At 61.4% G+C, this 22,385-nt stretch carries 19 protein-coding genes; 10 read left to right on the forward strand and 9 right to left on the reverse strand.

Annotated elements, in window-relative coordinates; translation table 11 throughout:
* Positions 1-21: 21 nt before the first annotated feature.
* Positions 22-1,638: an amidohydrolase family protein gene (locus tag G533_RS20630; RefSeq protein WP_084638814.1), complete on the reverse strand. Its 1,617-nt coding sequence runs from the start codon at positions 1,636-1,638 to the stop codon at positions 22-24.
* A gap of 109 nt (positions 1,639-1,747) precedes the next feature.
* Between G533_RS20630 and G533_RS0105440 the strand changes: the two genes are divergently transcribed.
* The 3 genes from G533_RS0105440 to G533_RS0105450 are packed head-to-tail and all read left to right on the forward strand — an operon-like array spanning position 1,748 to position 5,056.
* Positions 1,748-2,521, forward strand: a complete 774-nt coding sequence (locus tag G533_RS0105440) for a response regulator transcription factor (RefSeq protein WP_205622551.1) — start codon at positions 1,748-1,750, stop codon at positions 2,519-2,521.
* Positions 2,518-2,880 (forward strand): Hpt domain-containing protein, encoded by a 363-nt coding sequence (locus tag G533_RS0105445; RefSeq protein ID WP_027949097.1) that lies wholly within the window; start codon positions 2,518-2,520, stop codon positions 2,878-2,880. Before G533_RS0105440 ends, G533_RS0105445 begins: the two co-directional genes overlap by 4 nt.
* Before the next feature lie 7 nt (positions 2,881-2,887).
* On the forward strand, positions 2,888-5,056 hold the full coding sequence (locus tag G533_RS0105450) for a GAF domain-containing hybrid sensor histidine kinase/response regulator (RefSeq protein WP_027949098.1): 2,169 nt from the start codon (positions 2,888-2,890) through the stop codon (positions 5,054-5,056).
* Between the two features lie 249 nt (positions 5,057-5,305).
* On the opposite strand, the gene G533_RS0105455 is transcribed toward G533_RS0105450, so the two are convergent.
* A complete protein-coding gene (locus tag G533_RS0105455; protein WP_027949099.1) occupies positions 5,306-6,403 on the reverse strand; it encodes a Glu/Leu/Phe/Val family dehydrogenase in 1,098 nt (365 codons plus the stop codon).
* Positions 6,404-6,432: 29 nt separating this feature from the next.
* A complete protein-coding gene (locus tag G533_RS0105460) occupies positions 6,433-9,936 on the reverse strand; it encodes an indolepyruvate ferredoxin oxidoreductase family protein (RefSeq protein ID WP_027949100.1) in 3,504 nt (1,167 codons plus the stop codon).
* Positions 9,937-10,069: 133 nt separating this feature from the next.
* Between G533_RS0105460 and G533_RS0105465 the strand changes: the two genes are divergently transcribed.
* Genes G533_RS0105465 through G533_RS0105475 form a run of 3 tightly spaced genes read left to right on the forward strand, consistent with a single transcriptional unit; the run spans position 10,070 to position 12,448 of the window.
* Positions 10,070-10,537: an Lrp/AsnC family transcriptional regulator gene (locus G533_RS0105465; protein WP_035526670.1), complete on the forward strand. Its 468-nt coding sequence runs from the start codon at positions 10,070-10,072 to the stop codon at positions 10,535-10,537.
* A gap of 7 nt (positions 10,538-10,544) precedes the next feature.
* Positions 10,545-11,687 carry a methionine aminotransferase gene (locus G533_RS0105470; RefSeq protein ID WP_027949102.1) on the forward strand — a complete coding sequence of 381 codons (1,143 nt, stop codon included), beginning with the start codon at positions 10,545-10,547 and terminating at the stop codon, positions 11,685-11,687.
* Positions 11,675-12,448 carry an amidohydrolase gene (locus tag G533_RS0105475; RefSeq protein WP_027949103.1) on the forward strand — a complete coding sequence of 258 codons (774 nt, stop codon included), beginning with the start codon at positions 11,675-11,677 and terminating at the stop codon, positions 12,446-12,448. The genes G533_RS0105470 and G533_RS0105475 overlap by 13 nt, the downstream gene beginning before the upstream one ends.
* A 37-nt stretch (positions 12,449-12,485) precedes the next feature.
* Here the strand turns inward: G533_RS0105475 and G533_RS20635 are convergent, their stop codons facing one another.
* The 4 genes from G533_RS20635 to G533_RS0105495 form a co-directional block, all read right to left on the reverse strand.
* Positions 12,486-13,514 (reverse strand): OmpA family protein, encoded by a 1,029-nt coding sequence (locus G533_RS20635; RefSeq protein ID WP_051229995.1) that lies wholly within the window; start codon positions 13,512-13,514, stop codon positions 12,486-12,488.
* 132 nt (positions 13,515-13,646) lie between these two features.
* A complete protein-coding gene (hda, locus tag G533_RS0105485) occupies positions 13,647-14,381 on the reverse strand; it encodes a DnaA regulatory inactivator Hda (RefSeq protein WP_205622552.1) in 735 nt (244 codons plus the stop codon).
* Positions 14,353-15,435: an AI-2E family transporter gene (locus G533_RS0105490; RefSeq protein ID WP_027949105.1), complete on the reverse strand. Its 1,083-nt coding sequence runs from the start codon at positions 15,433-15,435 to the stop codon at positions 14,353-14,355. The genes hda and G533_RS0105490 overlap by 29 nt, the downstream gene beginning before the upstream one ends.
* On the reverse strand, positions 15,423-16,463 hold the full coding sequence (locus tag G533_RS0105495; RefSeq protein ID WP_158413395.1) for a DUF2066 domain-containing protein: 1,041 nt from the start codon (positions 16,461-16,463) through the stop codon (positions 15,423-15,425). The genes G533_RS0105490 and G533_RS0105495 overlap by 13 nt, the downstream gene beginning before the upstream one ends.
* 164 nt (positions 16,464-16,627) lie before the next feature.
* On the opposite strand from G533_RS0105495, the gene purM reads away from it, so the two are divergent.
* Genes purM through G533_RS20645 form a run of 3 tightly spaced genes read left to right on the forward strand, consistent with a single transcriptional unit; the run spans position 16,628 to position 19,063 of the window.
* Entirely contained in the window at positions 16,628-17,665 is a 1,038-nt protein-coding gene (gene purM / locus G533_RS0105500) for a phosphoribosylformylglycinamidine cyclo-ligase (protein ID WP_027949107.1), read from the forward strand.
* Complete coding sequence (gene purN / locus G533_RS20640; protein ID WP_051229997.1) at positions 17,665-18,360, forward strand: phosphoribosylglycinamide formyltransferase; 696 nt, start codon at positions 17,665-17,667, stop codon at positions 18,358-18,360. Before purM ends, purN begins: the two co-directional genes overlap by 1 nt.
* Positions 18,278-19,063, forward strand: coding sequence for a DUF3108 domain-containing protein (locus G533_RS20645; protein WP_240472379.1), 786 nt, complete (start codon positions 18,278-18,280; stop codon positions 19,061-19,063). Before purN ends, G533_RS20645 begins: the two co-directional genes overlap by 83 nt.
* An 8-nt stretch (positions 19,064-19,071) precedes the next feature.
* On the opposite strand, the gene dcd is transcribed toward G533_RS20645, so the two are convergent.
* On the reverse strand, positions 19,072-19,638 hold the full coding sequence (gene dcd / locus G533_RS0105515) for a dCTP deaminase (protein ID WP_027949108.1): 567 nt from the start codon (positions 19,636-19,638) through the stop codon (positions 19,072-19,074).
* Positions 19,639-19,655: 17 nt separating this feature from the next.
* On the reverse strand, positions 19,656-20,471 hold the full coding sequence (gene apbC / locus G533_RS20650; RefSeq protein WP_051229998.1) for an iron-sulfur cluster carrier protein ApbC: 816 nt from the start codon (positions 20,469-20,471) through the stop codon (positions 19,656-19,658).
* A gap of 155 nt (positions 20,472-20,626) precedes the next feature.
* Here apbC and metG point away from each other — a divergent pair, with 155 nt between their 5' ends.
* Positions 20,627-22,297, forward strand: a complete 1,671-nt coding sequence (gene metG, locus G533_RS20655) for a methionine--tRNA ligase (protein WP_084638816.1) — start codon at positions 20,627-20,629, stop codon at positions 22,295-22,297.
* The last annotated feature ends 88 nt before the right edge of the window (positions 22,298-22,385 follow it).

Here is a 22,385-nt window from a genome sequence, read left to right on the forward strand (position 1 = left end):
CACTGAGAAACGGCGAAGCGCCTAGTGGCGCAGCGCTGCTTCTTCCGCCTTGCGTTGCGCCACCAGCTCACGCACATCGGCCAGCAGGGCCCGCGCATCAAACACGATGCCATCCTTGATCGTGTACCGGATTCCACCGGCGAGCTCCACCGCGCCGCGCTCGCGGTTCAGGCGCTGGTGGCCGGTGCCATAGAGAATCTTGAAATTGGCCAGCGGGTTCTCGTCGACGATGACCAGATCAGCGCGTTTGCCCAGTTCAACCGTGCCGCGGTCACTGTCGACACCCAGCAACTCCGCCCCCTTGAGGGTCGCCGACTGTATGACTTCCAGCGGGTGAAACCCTGCCTCCTGCAACAGTTCCAACTCCCGAATGTAGGCAAAACCGTAAATTTTGTAGATGAACCCCGCATCTGACCCCGCCGTCACGCGTCCGCCGGCGTTTTTGTAATCATTCACGAACTGCATCCAGAGTGAAAAATTCTCCTTCCAGGCGATTTCATCCGCCGTCGTCCAGTCAAAAAAATAGGAGCCGTGGATGTCCGGGCTGGGCTCAAACGCCCGCATCATATAGGGCATGGTGTAGCTGGCGTGCCACTCTGCCAGACGTGCTCGCATCAGGTCACGGTTGGCTTCATAGATGGTGAACGTTGGCGAGAGCGTAAAATCAAGCGAGATCAATTCGTCAATAGTGGCGCGCCACACGTCCGAGCCCGGCGCGGCGGTTTGCTGCCACAGCCTACCGGCCTCACCAAAGCGGTCCTGCTCATTGCTGTAATTGTAATCGTAGGGATAATGCTGGATACGACGATCCTCAAACATCGCCTCGGGCAAGCCATACCAGTGCTCCATGCTGTTCACACCCATTCTGGCGCTGTCGAGCACATTGACCCGGGTGACCGCCAGCTGCGCGTGATGAAAGGCGGTGCGCATGTCGCGATCTATCGCCTCCGCGGTCGCCGCCGCAATAATCGCGGGCGCAGCACCAAAGAACTTCACACCGTCAGCACCTTTGCGATGCACGTCGCGCACCCATGCACGGGCCTGTTCCGGGCTGGCGATCGTCGCCGGAAGCGCAGCAAACACCAGCAGATGCGGCGCGGCAATGCTGCCTTTCGCGCTGAGCTCCCGGTGCTGCAGGGTCCACTTCAGCCCCATGGTCGCACCCACGTCACGCACCGTAGTAATGCCGTGCGCCAACCAGAGCTTGAGCACATACTCAGGGTTCGTCAGGCTGCCTGCCGGGGCGTGACTGGTACTGCCGAGGTGAGCATGCGCATCGATAAAGCCCGGCAGAATATATTTGCCGCCGGCATCGATGACTTCTGTTCCGTCCGGTGCGGTTGCATTGGACACAGCGCCTTTGTCCGCACTGCGTATCTCGGCAATACGATTGTTCAGTATCAGTATATCCACGGGGCCGCGCGGCGGCGCGCCGGTGCCATCGATCAGGAAGCCATTACGCAGTAACAAGCGAGGAAATGGTCCGCGAGACTCGTCTCCCCGCGCCGGGGCCACAGTGGGCGGGGCGATACCGCCAGCCAGCACTTCGTTGATATTCTCCTCGCCGGGCTCCGGCGCAGCCGTGGACTGAGCGGCAACACACAGCGCAGCCACACTCACCAGCAATTGACGCAACATTCTCACAGGCCTTCTCCTCGATCTACGCCGCCGGCACCACAGCAACTTGCAAACTGTTACAAAGCCGCACATGTACCACCGCGTAACAGCGCGTATCATGCTGCATTCCATGTCAGGGAAACACAAGGACGCTGCTGTGGCTGCGGCAAACATTCTGATAATTGATGACGACCTCCTGTTTTGCAAGGTGTTGCGCTATCAACTGGGTGTACGCAAATACCACTGTGATTTCGTTGACTCCTCCACGCGTGCGCTACAGCGGCTGCAGCGGGAACCCTGCCCCGACCTGATCATGCTCGACTACTTTCTCGGCGCGCAGGAGATGAATGGCCTGCAGCTCTGCAGCCAGATCAAGACAGTGTGCGATACGCCGGTGATCATGCTCACAGCCAACGACGACGTGCGCACGACGATTTCCTGTCTGGACGCAGGAGCCGATCAATACATCGTCAAGCCCTACGATATCGACGAACTCACTGCGCGGATTCGCGCAGTACTACGCCAGCATGGCAGCGGCGAACAGCGCGATAATGGCGCCACGGCGAGCCGGGTGCTCGAGTGGGAAGCACTGCACCTTGACCCGCTGCATCGCACACTCGGCGCCTTCGGCAAGGAAGTCGCACTTTCCGAAAAAGAACTGGCGGTATTGTCCGTTCTGATGCGAAACCCGGGCAGCGCCGTACAACGCAACGACCTTTACAGCATTGTTTACGGCAGAGACTTCGACTCCATGAATCGGGCCATGGATGTTCTTGTCGGACGCGCCCGGAAAAAACTCAAGTCGCTCACGGACAACTACTGCATTCGATCAGTGAGAGGTGCCGGTTATGCGTTGCAGCCAACCCGGGCCAGGAGAACACTGCATGAGGATGCCCAGCCATGACCACGCAGCAAACCGTTTTCGACAGCTCGCATTTGCCTCGGTCTCTGGAGCTTGACGACTGGGAGATACTGGAGGATTTCTACGGTACGTTTCTACAGCAGCTGGATACGCTACTGCTGCACATTGAGTCCGCCCCCCCGCCAATGACGATGGATGAGCAACGTCATCACGCACACAAGCTGGGCTCCTCCTGCCGTACTGTGGGGGCACCCGCCCTGGCTTCCCTGTTCGAGTCTCTCGAGACGCTGTGCCGGGACGCGGCAAACGCGGAAACGCGGGAGCAACTGCTCGCAGACATTGTAATACTGGCAAAAACGACCCGCGAGCGCGTTGCATCACATCTTGCAGCGGGAGCCTGACACCGGCATGCCCGCCACCCGTGCCATTTTCGAGGCCCTGACCGCCAGCCAACTGGGCGCCATGCGCTGGCGCCGCGGTGTTGGCGCCATTGCGCTCAACCGTGGCCTGTGCGCCGCACTGGAATTGCCTGCAGGCACCAACGCCCTGTCCGCAGCGAACTTCGAAAGCATGCTCTATGAGGAGGATCGCGCGCGGGTTATCCGCAGTTTCAATCATTACATCGAACAGGGTTTACAGGAGACCGTCGAGATTCCGCTGCGCGCACGAACCACGCAAGGCGGCATACGAAAATTCCAATGCGTGCTCAGCATTGTCACCGATGAGGGTCAGCCCCAAGACGACGTCATGATCATCCTCCGCGACATGACCGAAGCCGAAATAGCACGCACGGAAACACTGCAGAAATCGGAACTGGAGAGATTGATTATCTCCATCTCCATCAAACTGCTTGAAGCCCCAATCGAGCTGATTGACGCCACGATCACCGAGGCGCTGAGCGACACATCAAAATATGTCGGTGCTGATAGAGCCTACCGCTTCACCTACGACTGGGAGCGGGAAAGCTGCTGCAATACGCATGAATGGTGTGCCCCGGGTGTCGAGCCACAAATCGATCTCCTGCAGGACATTTCCACCCGGGACCTGCATTTGTGGACCAGCAATCACAGGAGCCGCTTGCCTTTCATTGTCTCCGCCGTGCGCAGCCGCGCGCCGGGTGACGCCCTGCGGGCAATACTCGAACCTCAGGGCATACAGTCACTGGCGACATTCCCCGAGCTGCTGGGTGATGATTGTATCGGCTTTATCGGCTTCGACTCGGTAAACAGTGCGCGCCATTACAGCGACGTAGAGATCATGTTGCTGGAATTACTGGCCGACCTGATCACACACACCGAACAGCGACGCCGCCGGGAACAGGAACTACTCGATACGCTTGCTTCCCTCAAGGAATCCCGCAACTCGGCGCTGACCATGGCCACAGTGGCGAGCTCAGCCAACGAGGCCAAGTCACGCTTCGTTGCCACCATGAGCCATGAAATCCGCACCCCGCTGCACGTCATTCTCGGCATGACGGAGTTGCTCAAGGGCACAGTGCTGGACGAGAACCAGCGCTCGCTACTGGATGCACTGGAATCGTCCGGCCGCAATCTGGCGGAATTGATTGGCGATATTCTTGAGGTGTCGCGCATCGAAAGTGGCAACCTTGCACTGGAGCCTGTGCCCTTCTCGCTGCCGGACTTGAGCGGTCCGGTGGAGAAAGTACTGCGCCCGCTCGCGGACCGGAAACGCATCAGGCTCGATTTCCAATTGACCACTGGGCTCCCCTGCCGATTTTACAGCGATGCCATCAAGATTCGTCAGGTCATCCAGAATCTGGTGGCCAATGCCATCAAATTTACCGAAACCGGATCGGTGGAGGTACAGCTGTCAGTGACGCAACCTTACCAAAGCGCAGCACATGACGACTGGCAACTGCGGATCTGCGTCGAGGATACTGGCATAGGCATGCCGGAAGATGTACTGGCGCACCTCCATGAACCTTTCTACCAGGCCAGCGCCGCTGGGCCAGCGCGCGCGGGAGGCACCGGGCTCGGGCTGGCCATTGTCTACAATCTGGTGAGCGCGATGGGCGGCTCGGTTGCGGTGGAGAGTACGCTTGCCGCAGGCTCGAAGTTCGAGGTGAGCTTGCCGCTGCAGCCATTTGACGACGCGGAAGCCACCGACAAACACTGTCAGACAGGCGGACCGGTAAACGCCCACGTGGAAGCGGACCAGTATGCCAACCGGATCAACGGCAAGCGCATTCTACTGGCGGAAGACAACCTGATGAACCAGCGGCTGGTGCAAACCCATTTGAACGGCTACAGCTGCGAGCTGGAGTTTGCGGAGAACGGGGAAGAAGCCGTGGCCCTGGTGGAGCAACGCGACTTTGACCTCATCCTGATGGATTGCCAGATGCCCATCATGAACGGCTTTGAGGCGACCCGCCAGATCCGCGCCAACTTGCGTCAGCAACACAGGCCTCAGCCGGCGGTGCTCGCAGTCACAGCAAATTCGGTACAGGGGGACAGGGAAAAGTGTCTCGCGTTCGGTATGGACGCCATGCTCAGCAAGCCATTCTCGCGTCAGGAGCTTATCGCCACCGTTGCACAGTGGGTTGAGCGAGCCGCCTGAACCGGCTCTTTATCGCCGTCATACCGAGCGGCGGGATACCCAACGTTACAAAGCTGATCATGCCGGTTTGTTATCATGTCGCCTTCACGTACGCGGAAGCCAGTATGAGCGCGCCAACACTAGCCACCCCATTCACACAGCATGAGCAGAGCATTGAATCAGGCACCGGCATTGCGCCTGCCGAGCGGCGCAGAGGTGGCCGTGCTTCCTGTGCTTCGCTACTGCTCCTCGTGGCCACCAGCAGTGTAATCAGCGTATGGTCGCTGCAAGCGCTGCTTGCGATAGCGGGGTAGTCGTCTCTCTCGCAGGAGCTGCACCGCGCAGGTATTCAACCGCCAGCGCCTCCGCCACTGCGTTCGACGGCTGTCCAGATGCGTCCGCTCTACGCAGCACTTCAGCCAGGGTCGCGCTGATACGCTCAATGTGTGCTCTCTTCGCCGCCGCCGGCAAGCCGGCGCGTTGATAGTGCACGTCGATGATGCCACCGGCGTTTATCAGGAAGTCCGGGCAATACAGAATGCCGTGCCCCTGTAAGCGCGCACAGTCCTCCACGGTCGCCAACTGGTTGTTGGCGGCACCGGCCACAATGCCCGCGCGCAACGTGTCGATGCTGCGATCATTCAGCACGGCGCCCATCGCACAGGGAGCCAGCACATCCACTTCCAGGCCGAGTATTTCCGCAGGTGCCACCGGCAAGACGCCGAGCGCTTCCACCGCGCGAGCCAGATTCGCCTCATTGACGTCCGCCCCATAGACTACCGCGCCGTCCTCGCGGAGATGACGCGCGAGGTGATAACCCACATGACCCAGGCCCTGTACCGCGACGCGCAAACCTGCAGTGGTGGCCGCACCCAGGCGGTGTTGCACCGCCGCGCGGATGCCGAGAAAAACACCGTAGGCGGTGCTCGGTGAGGGGTCGCCACCGTGCTCATTGTCGTCGATGCCACTGACATGAGGTGTCCGTGTGGCCATTCGGCGCAGGTCCTCTACACCGGTACCTGAATCCTCCGCGGCCACGTAGCGCCCACCCTGGGCATGCACGAAATCGCCCATCGCCCGCATGAGGGCCGGCGTCTTGTCGCGCCGCGGGTCGCCGATGATGACCGACTTCCCACCGCCCATGGGCAGGCCCGCCAGCGCCGATTTGTAGGTCATGCCGCGAGAGAGGCGCAGCACATCGTGCAGCGCGTCCTCATCACTGGCATAGGGAAACATGCGACAGCCACCGACACCCGGTCCGAGGCTGGAATTGTGTACGGCAATAATCGCACGAAGCCCGGTGCCAGCATCACTGCCGAAGACAACCAGTTCATGGCCATCCCAGGCGGGGGCGGAAAATACACTCATGACAGTTCCTCTCCAGCTGCCTGCGTTAGTCAGGCAGCGTTGACAATGGTGACCGTGTCCACGGCTTCGCCACGGAAACGACGCAAAAGCTGGGCGCGTTGCCCGGCCAGCTGCTCGCGGTTGCGGTCCTTGATGTGGCCGAAGCCGCGCAGCCGAGCGGGCAGCGACGCCAGTTCCACCGCTTCCGCGTAGTTGTCTTCGCTCAAGCCGGAGAGCAACTCGTCGAGCAGGCTGAGGTAGTCATCAATATCCGCCCGCTCCTGCCGGCGCTCAGCGGTATAGCCGAAAATATCGAAGCGTGTTCCACGCAGGCGCCGCAGTCGTGCGAGCCAAGCAAAAGCGGTCAGCATCCACGGGCCGAACTCCTGCTTGACCAAGTGGCCGGTAGCAGGGTCGCGCTTGCTGAACAAGGGAGGCGCGAGGTTGAAACGCAGTTCAAAATCCCCCTCGAACTGCTGCTCGAGCTTGCGCAGGAACTCGCCATTGCTGTACAGCCTGGCCACTTCGTACTCGTCTTTGTAGGCCATCAGCTTGTGAAGCACACGGGCCACGGTGGCGCTGAGGCTACCCGGCTTTTCTGCCCGGGGATCCGCGGCGCGCACACGCTCTACCAATTGCCGGTAGCGTTCCGCGTAGGCCGCGTCCTGGTAGTCCGCAAGTCGCACCGTGCGGTCGGCAACAATCTCATCCACCAACTCGAGGCGCGGTGCCGCGGGCGGCGCCAGCTCATCCACCAGCGCGAGCACGCGCTCGGGCTGATCGGCACAGCGGCGTCCCCACAGGAATGCCTGTTTATTGAAATTGACCGCCACCGCATTCAACTCAATGGCCTCCTCCAGAGCGGCGGCGGAAACGGGCACCAGGCCCTGTTGCCAGGCGTAACCAAGCAGGAACAGGTTCGCGGCTATCGAGTCGCCCAGCAGCTGCGTGGCGATGCGCGTGGCATCAATGAAGAACGCCGCCGAATCGCCGACCTCATCACTCACCTTGGCTTTCATGGCGCTGGTGGGGAAGCGCGCATCCGGGTCGAGAATAAAGGCGGAAGTAGGCACTTCGGCATCGTTGACAACGGCGTGGGTGCGGCCGTGCGCCACCTTGCCCAGTGCTTCATAGGTGGAAGTCACCACCAGGTCACAACCGAGCAGCAAGTCGGCCTCTCCGGCGGGAATACGCACCGCCTTGATGTCTTCCTGATTGGCGCTGACCCGCACATGACTGACCACGGCGCCAAACTTCTGCGCCAGACCCGTCTGGTTCATGGTCGCACAACCCTTGCCTTCAATGTGTGCCGCCATGGCCACCAGGGCTGTAATGGTCAGCACACCGGTACCGCCCACGCCCGTCACCACGGTGTTCCAGGGCCGCTCGAGCTCTGGCAACTGCGGTTCGGGAAGCGGGTCGAACAGGCCTTCCACGCCACCGCCGGCGCCCTCGGGCTTGCGCAGCTTGCCGCCAACGACCGACACGAAGCTCGGGCAAAAGCCATTGGCGCAGCTGTAGTCTTTGTTGCAGGAGCTCTGGTCGATTTTGCGTTTGCGGCCCAGCTCGGTTTCCTTCGGCAGCACCGACAGGCAATTGGACTTGATGCTGCAATCCCCGCAACCCTCGCAGACCGCATCGTTGATGAACAAGCGCTTAGCCGGGTCCTCCAACACGCCCTTCTTGCGTCGACGGCGCTTTTCCGCCGCGCAGGTTTGCACGTAAACGATCACCGAGGTGCCGCGATACTCGCGCAATTCGCGCTGCAAGGTGTCCATCTCGCTGCGATCATGCAGACTGTAATAACTGGTGACGCCATGAAACTGACCGTTCCAGGCTTCCGGATGATCACTCACGAGGGCAATGCGCTGCACACCCTCCGCCGCGACCTGGCGCACCAGGTCACCCACCGACAGGCTGCCATCAATAGGCTGCCCCCCGGTCATGGCGACCGCGTCGTTATAGAGAATCTTGTAAGTGATGTTCACCCCGGCGGCGACCGCTGCCCGAATGGCGAGAATACCCGAGTGGAAATAGGTGCCGTCACCAAGATTCTGGAACACATGTTGGGTATCGGTGAACGGCGCCTGGCCAATCCACGTCGCCCCCTCGCCCCCCATTTGCGTGAACGTATGGGTTTGCCGGTCAGGCATCCAGGTGGCCATGTAATGACAGCCTATGCCACCAAGGGCGTGGCTGCCTTCAGGGACCTTGGTCGAGGTATTGTGCGGGCAGCCGGAGCAGAAGTGCGGCACACGCTCGATGGTGTCCCGCGGCTGGGCGAGTGATCGCTCCTTCCCCTCGATCCAGCGGATACGCTGATCCATGGTTTCCGACTGGTAGAAGCGGCGGATACGACTGGCGATCGCCAGAGCAACCATCGCCGGCGTCAACTCGGCCAGGTTGGGCAGGAGGTCCCTGCCGGCTTCGTCGAACTCGCCGATCACGCGGGGGCGCGCCGCCACCGGGTAGTTGTACAGCTGGCCGGTCAGCTGGTCTTCGATGATGGAACGCTTTTCCTCCACCACCAGAATCTCTTCCAGACCTTCGGCGAAGTCGTGGGTCATACGCGGCTCGAGGGGCCAGGGCATACCGACCTTGTAGACGCGCAGGCCGATTTCGGCGGCCACCGCATCGTCGATACCCATATCCTCCAGCGCCTGCATGACGTCCAGATAGGCCTTGCCCGAAGTGATAATACCCAGTCGCGGCTTAGGGCAATCCACTACCACACGGTTGATGCCGTTGACACGTGCGAACTCCCGCGCCGCATAGATCTTGAACTTGTTGAGCCGCAACTCCTGTTCCAGCGGCTTGTCCGGCCAGCGCGCATGCACGCCATCGGCGGGCATCTGGAAGTCTTCGGGCATGACGATGTTGATACGGTCGGGATCGATGTCCGCAGAAATGGCTGAATCCATGTTTTCGGTGATGGCTTTCAACGCCACCCAACAGCCGCTATAGCGCGATAATTCCCAACCGAAAATGCCCAGGTCGAGTACTTCCTGCACATTGGCCGGGCTCAACACGGGCACCGAGGCACCGATGAACATGTGCTCCGACTGGTGCGGCAGTGTTGAAGACTTGCAGGCATGGTCATCCCCTGCCACCGCCAGCACACCGCCGTAGCGCGATGTGCCAAATGCATTGGCATGTTTGATCACATCCATGCTGCGATCAACCCCCGGCCCCTTGCCATACCACATGCCGAACACGCCATCGTAGCGCGCCCCGGCAAACAGGTTGGTCTGCTGGCTGCCCCACACCGAGGTCGCGGCAAGGTCCTCGTTCAACCCGGCCTGAAAGTGGATATTGTGACGCTTCAGCCAGGGCTCGGCTTTCCACATCGCCTGATCAACGCCACCGACCGGGGAGCCCCGATAGCCAGATATGAAGCCCGCGGTGTTGAGGCCGGCGCGGCGGTCGCGCTGCTGCTGCAACATAGGCAGCCTGACCAGCGCTTCAATCCCGGTCATGTAGGCACGCGCCGTGTCGAGGGCGTACTTGTCGTCCAGCGATACTTTCCTGAGAGCCTTGCGGTTGTCGGTTGCCATAATCACTGCTCCTGCACGGACCTGAGATTCTGCGCCAGACGGAAAGGATTTGTTATTTGATTTGGTGGCCTTTTACACGATATTGTGCATAAATTATGCAGCCGTTAAGCAATTACAGGGTAAAACAACCATCATGCTCGCCCCTCAGGACATTGAGATACTGAAACTACTGCAGCGGGATGCCACCACCAGCACCGCCAGCATCGCCGACAGGATCAACCTGTCCCAGTCACCCTGCTGGCGCCGCATCAACCGCCTGGAGGAAGAAGGCATTATCCGGCGGCGTGTCGCGCTGCTGGATCGCGCACAGTTGGGTATGGATGTGGTGGTGTTCGCCACCATCAACCTGACCGCCACCGGGCGCCAGAACCTGGTGAGCTTCGAAACCGAAATCGTCGATCACCCCGAAGTGGTCGAGTGCTATACCATGACCGGCATCTGGGACTACATGCTGAAGATTGTTACCCGCGACATCCGTCATTATGAAGACTTCGTGCGCAACACGCTGACCACCAGCCCCGGCATTCGGGAGTTGCACTCCCACATGGCGGTGACTGAAATCAAGAACACCACCGAATTGCCGCTGGATACCCAGCTCTAGGACGCGCATGTTAGAGAGCAAACTCCCGGCGGTTGGCACCACCATCTTCTCGCACATGTCCGCTCTGGCGAGCGAATGTGGCGCATTGAACCTGTCGCAGGGCTTTCCCGATTTCCCCGCACCCGAGCGCTTGCGACAGGCGCTGGCCCGGCAGGCGCTGGAAGGGCACAACCAGTACGCACCGATGGCGGGGCTACCCGCATTGCGCGAAGCGATCGCTGGGCAACTGGCACATCATCGCGGCGTAGTGTGCGACGCAGACACTGAAATCACCGTACTGCCGGGCGCCACCGAAGCGATCTACTGCGCCATCACCGCCTGCGTGTCCGCCGGCGACGAAGTAATTCTGCTCGACCCCTGCTACGACAGCTATCGACCCGCGGTGCTGCTGGCAGGTGGTGTTCCGGTACATGTGCCGCTAGACCCCGTGACGTTCATGCCCAACTGGGCCTGTATCGAGGCCGCCATTTCCAGGCGCACGCGCATGCTGGTCATCAACTCGCCTCACAATCCTACCGGCGCAGCGCTGGCACGGGAGGACCTCGAAACCCTGAACAGACTGGTCGCCAGGCACGGCCTGCTGGTGGTGAGCGACGAGGTCTATGAATACCTGATTTACGATGGACGCACGCACCACAGTGCACTGCAATTCGACGCTCTGCGCGCGGCCACTTTTGCCGTATTCTCCTTCGGCAAAACCTACGGTGTCACCGGCTGGAAAACCGGCTACTGCGTAGCGCCCCCTGCGCTCACGGCAGAACTGCGTAAAATCCACCAGTATGTCTGCTTTGTCGCCGTCACCCCGGTGCAGCAGGCACTGGCTGAATTCATGCGCGCCGAGCCCGATTACCCGTTGACGCTGGCGGCGCGATACCAGCACAAGCGCGATCTGTTCAATCGTGCCCTCGCCGGTTCGGCGCTACGCCTCACACCCAGTGCCGGCAGCTATTTTCAGCTACTGGACTATGCTGCACTCAGCGACAGCGCCGATGTTCAGCTCTGTGAAGCGTGGACCCGGGAGGTGGGCGTTGCCTCCATACCCGTATCGGTGTTTTACCAGCAACCGCCTGCACAGCGGCTTTTGCGCTTCTGTTTTGCCAAGCAGGACGCCGTGCTGCAGCAGGCCGCGGAGCGACTATGCAAAATCTGAATGTCACCCTGGTGCAGTGCGAACTGGCCTGGGAGGCCCCCGAAGACAACCGGCGCCACCTCGAAGCACTGCTCGAGAAAAGCGCCGGTGGAACGGACCTCATCGTCCTGCCGGAAATGTTCACCACCGGTTTTTCCATGAACGCACTGGCCAATGCCGAATTACCCGGCGGCGCTACGGAGTGCTGGATGCTGCGGCTGGCCGCACAGCACGATTGTGCCCTCACCGGCAGCATCGCAGTGCGCTGCGAAGACCAGGTCTACAATCGCATGCTGTTTGTCACACCCGACGGCAGCGTCAGCCACTATGACAAGCGCCACCTGTTTCGCATGGCGGGTGAGCACGAACGTTACGGCGCTGGCCAACAGCGCGTTACCGTGGCCTGGCGTGGCTGGCGGGTGTTGCTCCAGGTCTGTTACGACCTGCGCTTTCCCGTGTTCAGCAGAAACCGGGAGGACTACGACCTGGCTCTGTACGTGGCCAACTGGCCCGCTGCGCGGCGCACACACTGGCGTGCCCTGCTTCCAGCACGTGCCATCGAAAACGCTGCCTGTGTGGTGGGCGTGAATCGTGTGGGGCAAGATGCCAAAGGCATTGGGTATTCGGGGGATAGCCTGGCGATCGCCGCCGATGGCAGCATGCTGGCTGACCTTGAAAACAAAAACGGCACTGCCAGTATTACTCTGAACAGTGCCGATCTACTTGCGTACCGTACGCGTTTCCCCTGCCAGCTGGATGCGGACGACTTTCAGCTGCGCTGAATAGTCGCCCTGCAGCCAGCAGATTCAGGGCGCCGGCTTACTTCTTGTATTCAACTTCCAGCGTTGCCATTACACGGCGGTTTGCAGCACGACCTTCGCTGGTGTCGTTGCTGGCGACCGGGCGCGCTTCGCCGTAACCTACAGCTTCCAGGCGGTCAGCGCTGATACCGTGCTGATTCACCAGGAGGTCAACCACAGCCTGTGCACGACGCTGCGAGAGTTGCTGGTTGTAGTTTTCTGGGCCGACGCTGTCGGTGTGACCTTCAACATCAACCTGCAGGTCGTTGAAGCGCTTCAGGAATTCCGCCAGCTCGCTGATGTCGTTGAAGTACATCTCTTTGACTTTGGTTGAATCAAAGTCGAAGTTGACTTTCAGCTTGATGGACGCCACCTGGGTTACCGGCAGCGGGCAGCCAGTTGCGTCTACACGCGTGCCAGCGGCTGTGCCGGGGCACTGGTCGCGATCGTCGTTTACGCCGTCGCCATCAGAATCCACAGGAGCCGCCGCAACCACGACCGGCGCGGCGTCTTCTTCCACTTTACCGAAGTAGTAGTTCAGGCCAGCGGTGAGCAGGAAGTCGTTTTCGCTCTCGTCCAGGCTGTGCAGCATGCGCGCGTCAAGGCGGGCACCGAAACGCGGTGTCAGCATCCAGCGCAAACCACCGCCGGCGTTGGCTGTGGTTTCAACGGTGTCGAACAGGTCAGCGTCGATATCGATTTCACCCATGCCGAAAGCCAAGTAAGGACGGACGCGATTGCCGCCGCCGATGTAGCTGCCGGTGTAATACATCATGCCCACCTGCCACGCAGCGACGTCGGTTTCCGTACCGTCGTTGTAACGCGTGCTGTCTTCGGCGTACATGACCTCAGCGGCCCAGTTATCGGTAAAAGCCCACTCGAGGCCAACAACCGGAGTTTCAGTGTCTTTCAACCGACGGTCGCCATCGAACACGAACTGACCGATGCCAGCGTTGAGTGTCAGCGGGACCTCGGCAGAAACCGGCGCAACAGACATGGATGCAGTGGCTGCGATTGCAGCAACACCGGCGAAAAATTGTTTTTTCATTACACTCTCTCCTGATTGCATGACACGGCCCCCTATTTCATTGGCCATTACGTAATGATACAGAGTCATCTCTCATTCGCCACCACAACAAGGCTAAATAATTCACAGTCTTGATTGGGAATATTTCTCGCGCTAGAGGCCGAGCACACCCTTGACGAAAGGCACCGTGAGTGCGCGCTGGTCGGCCAGCGAACGGGCATCCAGCGTCTCCAGCACGTGCATCAGCGACGCCATGTCGCGCGGCGCGCGACTCACCAGGAAACGGCTGACTTCCAGGGGCATATCGAGCCCGCGACAACGAGCACGGAACTGCAGGATAGCCTGCATGCCGGCATCGTCCGGTGCGGGCAGCTGAAATACCGGCCCCCAACCCAGCCGGGAGCGCAGGTCGGCCAGCAACACGGGCAGCTGGCGAGGACTGCTATCCGCAGCAAACACCAGCCGGCAGCGGTTCTCGCGGGCGCGATTGAACAGGTGGAACAGGGCCTCCTCCCACTCCGGCTGGCCAGCCACCCGGTCAAGATCGTCGATGCACAGCAGGCGCTGGCCTTCGAGCCCACCGAGCAACTCTGCGGCCGGCAAGTTGCCCAGATCTGCCAGAGGCAAATAGGAGCTACTCCCCGGACACAGGTGGCAGGCCGCCTGCAGCAGATGCGACTTGCCGCTGCCGGCGGGACCAAACAGATACAGGGTCGGCTCCCCCTCCGCCATGCACTGGGCCTGCAATGCGGCCAACAGTGGCTCGTGCACCGCGGCGCCCAGAAAACTGGCGAAGGTCGCGTCATCCCGCAGCCGTACGTTCAGGGCCAGCTGCCGGGCGGGCACAGCAGACACCGCCTCAATCCCCGCTGTAAAGCTGGCTGGCACGGTAGTAGGCCATGGCGTGGCGCACGAAAACCATAATAACCGCCGACACCGGCAGCGCGACCAACACGCCGACAAAGCCCGCAATCTGTCCACCGGCCATCAGGGCAAAGATTACCGCCACCGGGTGCAAGCCAATGCGATCGCCCACCAGCACCGGGGTCAACAGCACACTTTCCAGCACCTGGCCCACGCCGAACACCAGCGCGACCCAGAGCAGGATTGTCCACTCCTGGAACTGCACATACGCCAGCACGCAGGACGCCAGAATACCGACGACAAACCCGAGGTAGGGCACAATGCTGGCAAGCCCCGCAACAACGCCGAGCACCAGCGCGAACTGCACCCCGACGAGCCACAGGCCAGTGCTGTAGATCACCCCCAGCGAGCACATGACCAGGAACTGGCCGCGCAGAAACGCACTCAGCACCTCGTCTGCTTCCCGCACCAGAGCAATCGCGTTCTTGTGCCAGGCAACCGGCACGATACCCAGCGCCTTTTCCATGAGGATGTCCCAGTCGCGCATGAGGTAGAAGGCCACCACCGGCACCAGCGCGAGATTGAACAAGCCGGCGAGAAACCCGGCACCTGAGCCGGTTAGGCTTTTCAGGGTGGACGCCGTCACCTTACCCAGGGACTGCCAGTGCTCGGCAAGCTGCCCGGACCAGTCGATCTGCGGCAGCTGGGCCGCAGGCACACTCAAACGATCGCGCAGCCAGGGCACGAGCGTCTGCGTAAGCCATTGATATAAAGCAGGTATTTTCTGGATCAGGGCATCCAACTGCTGTAGCACCAACGGTACGGCAACGAGCATCCCGACCACAATCAGGCCGGAAAACAGGACGAAAACCACCAACACCCCTGCCGTACGCCCGAGCTTGCGGCGTTCCAGCGCATCCACCACCGGATCGCCCAGATAGCCGATCAAAGCCCCGAGTACAAACGGCAGCAAAATGGGCTGTAACAGGTAGAAGGCCAAAGACAGCGCCACGAGCAGCGCCAGGGCCAGGGGCCAGCGCTGCACGGGCAACTGGCTGTCGGGTTCTAGTTGCGCCACAGGTAATTCAGTCCTTTTCCGGTGCCGGCCGCGGCCGGTCGCATACGGGGGTTCAACTCGATGATTGAAGCCAGCTGGGAGGCGTCTGCCGCCGCCACAACAGCGAGAGTCAGCCTGTCTTTATCCAGCGCGGTCACGCGCGCCTGCCGGATAGGCTCCAGGCTCTCCAGCCAGCTCATGATCGCCGCGTAGTCGGCGTAGCCCGCCACCCCACTCACGTTCAGCAACAGGGTATCGCCGGCATCGGCGCCGCTAATGGCATAGCGCGCCGCCATATCTTCCACCACCAGATCGACCCCGCCGCGCAAGAAACTATTCGCGTCCGTACGCGTGGCACTGCGGTCCTGCCGCCCCTGCGTGGACAGATAAGCCCAGTCACCGACCACATCGCCCGCCGCCAGTTTTGCCACACGCCCGGCCAGCACCTCGGTGGCGCGATAGCGTGTAGAGGCGGCGATCAACAGAGGCGACGGCAGGTGCCAGGCTTCGGCGGGGTCAAGCGCTGCGGCGTCGGTGAGGTCAAGCAGCGGAAAGCGCAACGGAACGCCCCGGCGGCGGAAGCCTTCGGTGAGCTCGGCAGCCAGTTCCGGATGCGCCCCCGGGCTGACAAAACTGCGTTGACCGGCCTCTTCCACCACCAACCAGACGAGAACAGCGGGGCGGGTCGCGGTCCAGATGGGGGCTCCCGCGCTCAGCAGCAAATCGCGCACCTGAGCCGGGTCAAACTCCACCCGGGCGGACAGTGCCGCGTCGCCGCTGTCAATCCGGTTGTAGGAATATTGCTGCACCCGCGCCCGCGCGGATTGCAGCGCCCCCGCGACCTCGGGACGCGCCAGCACGTCCACCGACCCGGACACCTTGACCAGCACCTGCGCCAAACCTTCCTCGGCGGCGCGCGCAAGCTCCGCTTCATCGCGATTGGCAACCGGCACATCGGCCACGTACAGATCGCGTACCAGCTCTGCCGGAAACGCATTACACACCACGAGTAACAGGCTTGCTGCCACCCACTTGAGGGGCGCACCCAAAATGGCCTCCGGCGAATCAGGAAAAAGGCCATTGTAACAGCAGCGGGGGAAGTGGAGCTGCATCGGCGTGAAAATTGCCGCAGGCGTGAATCGCTCCGCGATTAGGGCTAGAATACGCCCCCTGCCACGGCAGCAGCCAGCAACCGAATCGGACCTCGCACACCATGAGCACAGACAATCAGGGCAAAGCCCTCAGCTACAAAGATGCCGGCGTGAATATCGACGCCGGCAATGCACTGGTGGAGCGCATCAAACACGTTTCCCGACGCACTGCTCGCCCGGAAGTACTGGGCGGCCTGGGTGGTTTTGGCGCGCTCTGCGAAATACCCGCCGGCTACCGGCAGCCAGTTCTGGTCTCTGGCACCGATGGCGTCGGCACCAAGCTGCGCCTTGCGCTTGAGATGGGCATACACGACACCATCGGCATCGACCTGGTCGCGATGTGCGTCAACGATCTGGTGGTGGCAGGTGCCGAGCCGCTGTTTTTCCTCGACTACTACGCCACCGGTGCCCTGAATATCGACACGGCCGCCGCCGTTGTCAGCGGCATCGGCCAGGGCTGCGAGCTCGCGGGCTGCGCACTGGTGGGTGGAGAAACCGCCGAAATGCCCGGCATGTACGAAGGCGAAGACTACGACCTGGCGGGCTTCTGCGTTGGCGTGGTGGAAAAGGCCGACATTATTGACGGCAGCAAGGTCGAGGCCGGCGACACGCTGATTGCCATCGCCAGCAGCGGCCCGCACTCCAACGGCTACTCACTGATCCGCAAGATATTGGAGGTCAGCGGCGCGTCCCTGCAACAGCCCTTCGGCGACAGCACTCTGGGTGAAACCCTGCTCACGCCCACGCTGATTTACGTCAAGGCATTGCTCGCCCTGTTTGGCGAGGTTGAGGTCAAGGCACTGAGCCACATCACCGGCGGCGGCTTGCCGGAGAACCTGCCGCGGGTACTGCCGGCTGACTGCCGCGCGGTGGTGGACACCGCAAGCTGGTCCTGGCCACCGATTTTCCAGTGGCTGCAGGAACAGGGAAACGTCGCCACGCCCGAGATGTACCGCACCTTCAATTGCGGCGTGGGCATGGTGCTGTGTGTCGCACCGTCCGCTACCCGCACCACGCTCGATCTGCTCGCCCGTGAGGGCTTGACGGCATGGCAGCTGGGCACGATTGAGCACGGCGAGCACGGGGTGGAACTGGCCTGATGTCGGGGAGATCACCCGGCCGCATTGCGGTGCTTATCTCCGGTCGCGGTTCCAATATGCACGCCCTGATTGACGCCTGCAACAGCGGTGCCCTGCCTGCGGAAGTCTGTCTGGTCATCAGCAACCGTGCTGATGCAGAGGGCTTGCGCAGCGCGCGGGAGGCCGGTATCGAAACCGCATGCATCGCCCACGCAGATTTCCCAGACCGCGAGGCGTTCGATAGCGCACTGGTGGCGAGGCTCCAGCAGGCGCAACCGGATCTGGTGGCCCTGGCGGGGTTCATGCGCATTCTAACGCCGGTATTTATCACACCTTTTGCCGGTAGATTATTGAACATTCATCCGTCATTGTTGCCCAAGTACCCGGGGCTGCACACACACCAGCGGGCCATTGACGCCGGAGACAGTGAGGCCGGAAGCACCGTCCACTTTGTCACCCCCGAGCTGGACGGTGGCCCACCCGTACTGCAGGCGCGTGTCCCGATACAGGCCCATGACACCGCGGACAGCCTCGCGCTGCGCGTTCTGGAGATGGAGCACGCCATATACCCGTTGGCCGCCCGCTGGTTCCTGCAGGGCAGGCTCACACTGGACAAACAAGGAGCACATTTCGATGGCCAGAAGATTCCCGCGAATGGGCTTCACTACCGGCCGCCCGTCAACGCTGATGGCGCTGCTGCTGGGAGCCGCCCTTAGTGCCGCGTTAGCCGCGGGCCCGGCCCGGGCCACAGCATCTGCAGAACCTGAGCTGCAGCCCTACCTGGTCAAATACTCCACGTCGGCGCGGGGCATGACGGTGACGCTGGAGCGCGAGCTGAAAGCCGAGGGTGAGGGCCGCTACACGCTGACCAACGGCGGCACGCTTCTGGTCGTGGGCTTCCACGAAGTGGCGGTGTTCAACGTTGAGGGCACGGAGATTCACCCAAAATCCTACATTTACCAGGGCACAGGCCTGATCAACCGCCGTCGCGAGGTGCATTTCACGCCTGGCGCCGATACCGTGCGCAGCTTCTACAAGGATGAATGGTACGAATTGCCCTACACCGAGGGCACGCTGGACCGCATGAGCCAGCAGGAACAGCTGCGCCTGCAATTGATGGCGAAGGAGAACCCGAAGGAAAACCTGCAGGTCCGCATTGCCGACGGCAAGCGCATTCGCGACTACGAGCTGGTGTATGTGGGCGAAGAGATTCTGGACACCCCGCTGGGCCCGGTGAACACGCTGCACTTCGAGCGGCTACATGAAGAACCGGACCGCGAGTCCGACATGTGGCTGGCGCCGGAGTGGGATTACCTGATGGTCAAAACCATCCACGTGGAAGACGACAAGCCGGTGGAAGTGTTGCTCGCCGAAGGCAGCATGGGCGGCACACCGCTACAGGCCACCGCCACTCCCTGAAATGTGCCTCAGGCGCGCGGCAACGTGACGCCGCGCTGGCCCTGGTACTTGCCTCCGCGATCGCGGTAGCTGGTTTCACACACCTCATCCGACTCGAAAAACAGCATCTGCGCGACGCCTTCATTCGCGTATATCTTCGCCGGCAGGGTAGTGGTGTTGGAGAATTCCAGCGTCACGTGCCCTTCCCATTCCGGCTCCAGAGGCGTCACGTTGACGATGATGCCACAGCGGGCATAGGTCGACTTGCCCAGGCAAATGGTCAGCACGTTGCGCGGTATGCGGAAATACTCCACCGTCACCGCCAGCGCGAAAGAGTTCGGCGGAATCACGCACACATCGCCACGCACGTCGACAAAGCTGTTTTCATCGAAGGCTTTCGGGTCTACGGTTGCGGAATTGATGTTGGTGAACACCTTGAAATGATCCGAGCAGCGCACATCGTAACCGTAGCTCGATGTGCCGTAGGAAATAAGCCGGCGATCGCCGTCGCTGCGCACCTGACCCGGTTCAAAGGGCTCAATCATGCCCTGCTGCTCCGCCATACGGCGTATCCATTTATCTGCCTTGATGCTCACGCTGCAATACGCTCCGTTCAGTCGTCGCTGATTCGTATGGTGGGACCCCCGGCATCGCCGCCCGAGGCCGCGCCCGCGAGGGTCGCGTCAATGGCCCGGGCAGCTGCAAGATACAACTGCGCTTCCGGAGATTCCGGCGCCGCGACAACCGTCGGGGTGCCGCTGTCAGTCTGCTCGCGGATGGACAGGGCCAAGGGCAGGCTGGCCAGCAGCGGCACACCGTAATCCGCCGAGACCCGCTCACCACCGGCGCTGCCGAAAATATGCTCGGCATGGCCACACTGGCTGCACACGTGCACGGCCATGTTCTCAAGGATGCCGAGAATGGGAACATCCACCTTGCGAAACATCTCGATACCCTTGCGGGCATCCAGCAGGGCAATATCCTGGGGCGTGGTGACGATCACCGCACCGGCGACCGTGGCTTTCTGCGACAGGGTAAGCTGTATATCACCGGTACCGGGCGGCATGTCGATCACCAGATAGTCCAGCTCGCCCCAGAGGGTCTGCTCCAGCATCTGCACCAGTGCACCGCCCGCCATGGGACCGCGCCAGACCATGGGTGTGCGCTCACTGGCGAGAAATCCCATGGACATGGTTTTCAGCCCGTGTGCCATCACCGGCAGCAGCCATTTCCCATCTTTCTGTTCCGGCTTGGTACCCTCGGCAATACCCAGCATGCGCTGCTGGCTGGGCCCGTAGATGTCGGCGTCCAGCAACCCCACGCGGCTCCCCAGCGCCCGCAGCGCCAGCGCCAGGTTCACCGCTGTGGTCGATTTGCCGACGCCACCCTTGCCGGAGGCAACGGCGATGATGTGCTTGATTGTGTTCATGACTGCCGGATCCGTGGAATACCAGTGCTGGGCCTGAGCGAGACCCGCGAGGGACGCCAGTATAGGGAGTTGGGCGGGCCCCGACAATGACTGGCGCAGGCAAACCCGCTATAGTACGCCCCCCGTTTTTTGAACTGCATGGAATAGTGAAGCACATGCCAGACAGCCGCGCGCGCAAGATCCTGGTGACCAGCGCCCTACCTTACGCCAACGGCCCACTGCATTTGGGCCACATGCTGGAGATGGTGCAAACCGATATCTGGGTGCGCTTCCAGAAGTCGCGTGGCCACGATTGCCTCTACGTGTGCGCCGATGACGCACACGGTACCGCCATCATGCTCACTGCGGAAAAACTGGGCATCACCCCCGAGGAGCAGATCGCCCGTATCAAGGCAGAGCACGAGCAGGATGCGGCTGGGTTCTGTATCGGTTTCGACAACTACTACAGCACCCATTCGGCGGAGAACCGCCACTGGAGCGAGGAAATCTACGGCCGCCTCAAGGCCAATGGCCACATCACGCGCCGCGATATCGTGCAGGCGTTTGACCCGGAGAAGGAACTGTTCCTCGCCGACCGCTTTATCAAGGGTACCTGCCCGCGCTGCAAAACCCCTGGGCAGTACGGTGACAACTGCGAAGCCTGCGGCGCTACGTACACCCCCGCGGACCTCATTGACCCGGTGTCAGCCATTTCCGGGGCGCGCCCTATCGACAAGGAATCAACCCACTTTTTCTTTGCCCTGCCCGCACTCGCGGACATGCTGGGCGACTGGATCGACTCCGGCACGCTGCAGCCACAAATTGCCAACAAGCTGCGCGAGTGGACCGCCGCGGGGCTGCAGGAGTGGGATATCAGCCGCGATGCGCCCTACTTCGGCTTTGAAATTCCCGGCGAGCCCGGCAAGTACTTTTATGTGTGGCTGGATGCGCCCATCGGCTATATCGCCAGTTTCCAGAACTACTGCGAGCGCACGGGCTGCGACTTCGGCCGCTACTGGCATGCCGATGCTGACGCCGAGTTGTTTCATTTCATCGGCAAGGACATTATCAACTTCCACGGTCTGTTCTGGCCGGCGATGCTGCACTCGGCGGGCCTGCGCACGCCAACGGCAATCTATGCCCACGGTTTCCTCACCGTCAATGGCACCAAGATGTCCAAGAGCCGCGGCACCTTCATCAATGCCGGCACCTACCTGCAGCACCTGGATGCGGAATACCTGCGCTATTACTTCGCCGCCAAACTCGGTGCCGCGGTGGATGATATCGACCTCAACCTGACGGACTTCGTACAACGGGTGAATGCCGATGTCATCGGCAAGGTGGTCAATATCGCCAGCCGCTGCGCCGGCTTCCTGCGCAAGGGCTTCGACAACACCACCACAGCGCACTGCGCCGAACCGGAATTGCTGCAGGCCTTCATGGATCAGGGCGAAGCCATCGCCGAGGCCTACGAGCAGCGCGAATACAGCAAAGCCATCCGCGCCATCGTCGCCCTCGCGGACCGTGCGAATCAGTATATTGATGAGCGTAAGCCCTGGGTATTGGCCAAGGAGGCGGGCCGCGAAGCTGATGTTCACGCCGTGTGCAGCATGGGGATCAATCTGTTTCGTGTTCTTATGACCTACCTGAAGCCGGTGCTACCCGCGATGGCAGAGAAATCCGAACGGTTCCTCAATTGCTCGCTGGACTGGACCGCACTCACCGGGGGGCCGCTGCTCCAGCACGGCCTGTCACCGTTCGAGCCCCTGCTGACCCGCGTTGATCCGGCTCAGGTTGAGGCAATGCTGGCTGCCAGCGCCGACGAGGCGAAAGCCAGCCAGGCTTGAACCAACACGGGTTTTAAACCCCGGTGGCGATTGTTTCCACCGGGATAACTACTTACCATTAGGCGAATTGGTAACCCCTTGATGACGT

Origin of the sequence: Haliea salexigens DSM 19537, from assembly GCF_000423125.1 — a bacterium.
GTDB lineage: Bacteria > Pseudomonadota > Gammaproteobacteria > Pseudomonadales > Halieaceae > Haliea > Haliea salexigens.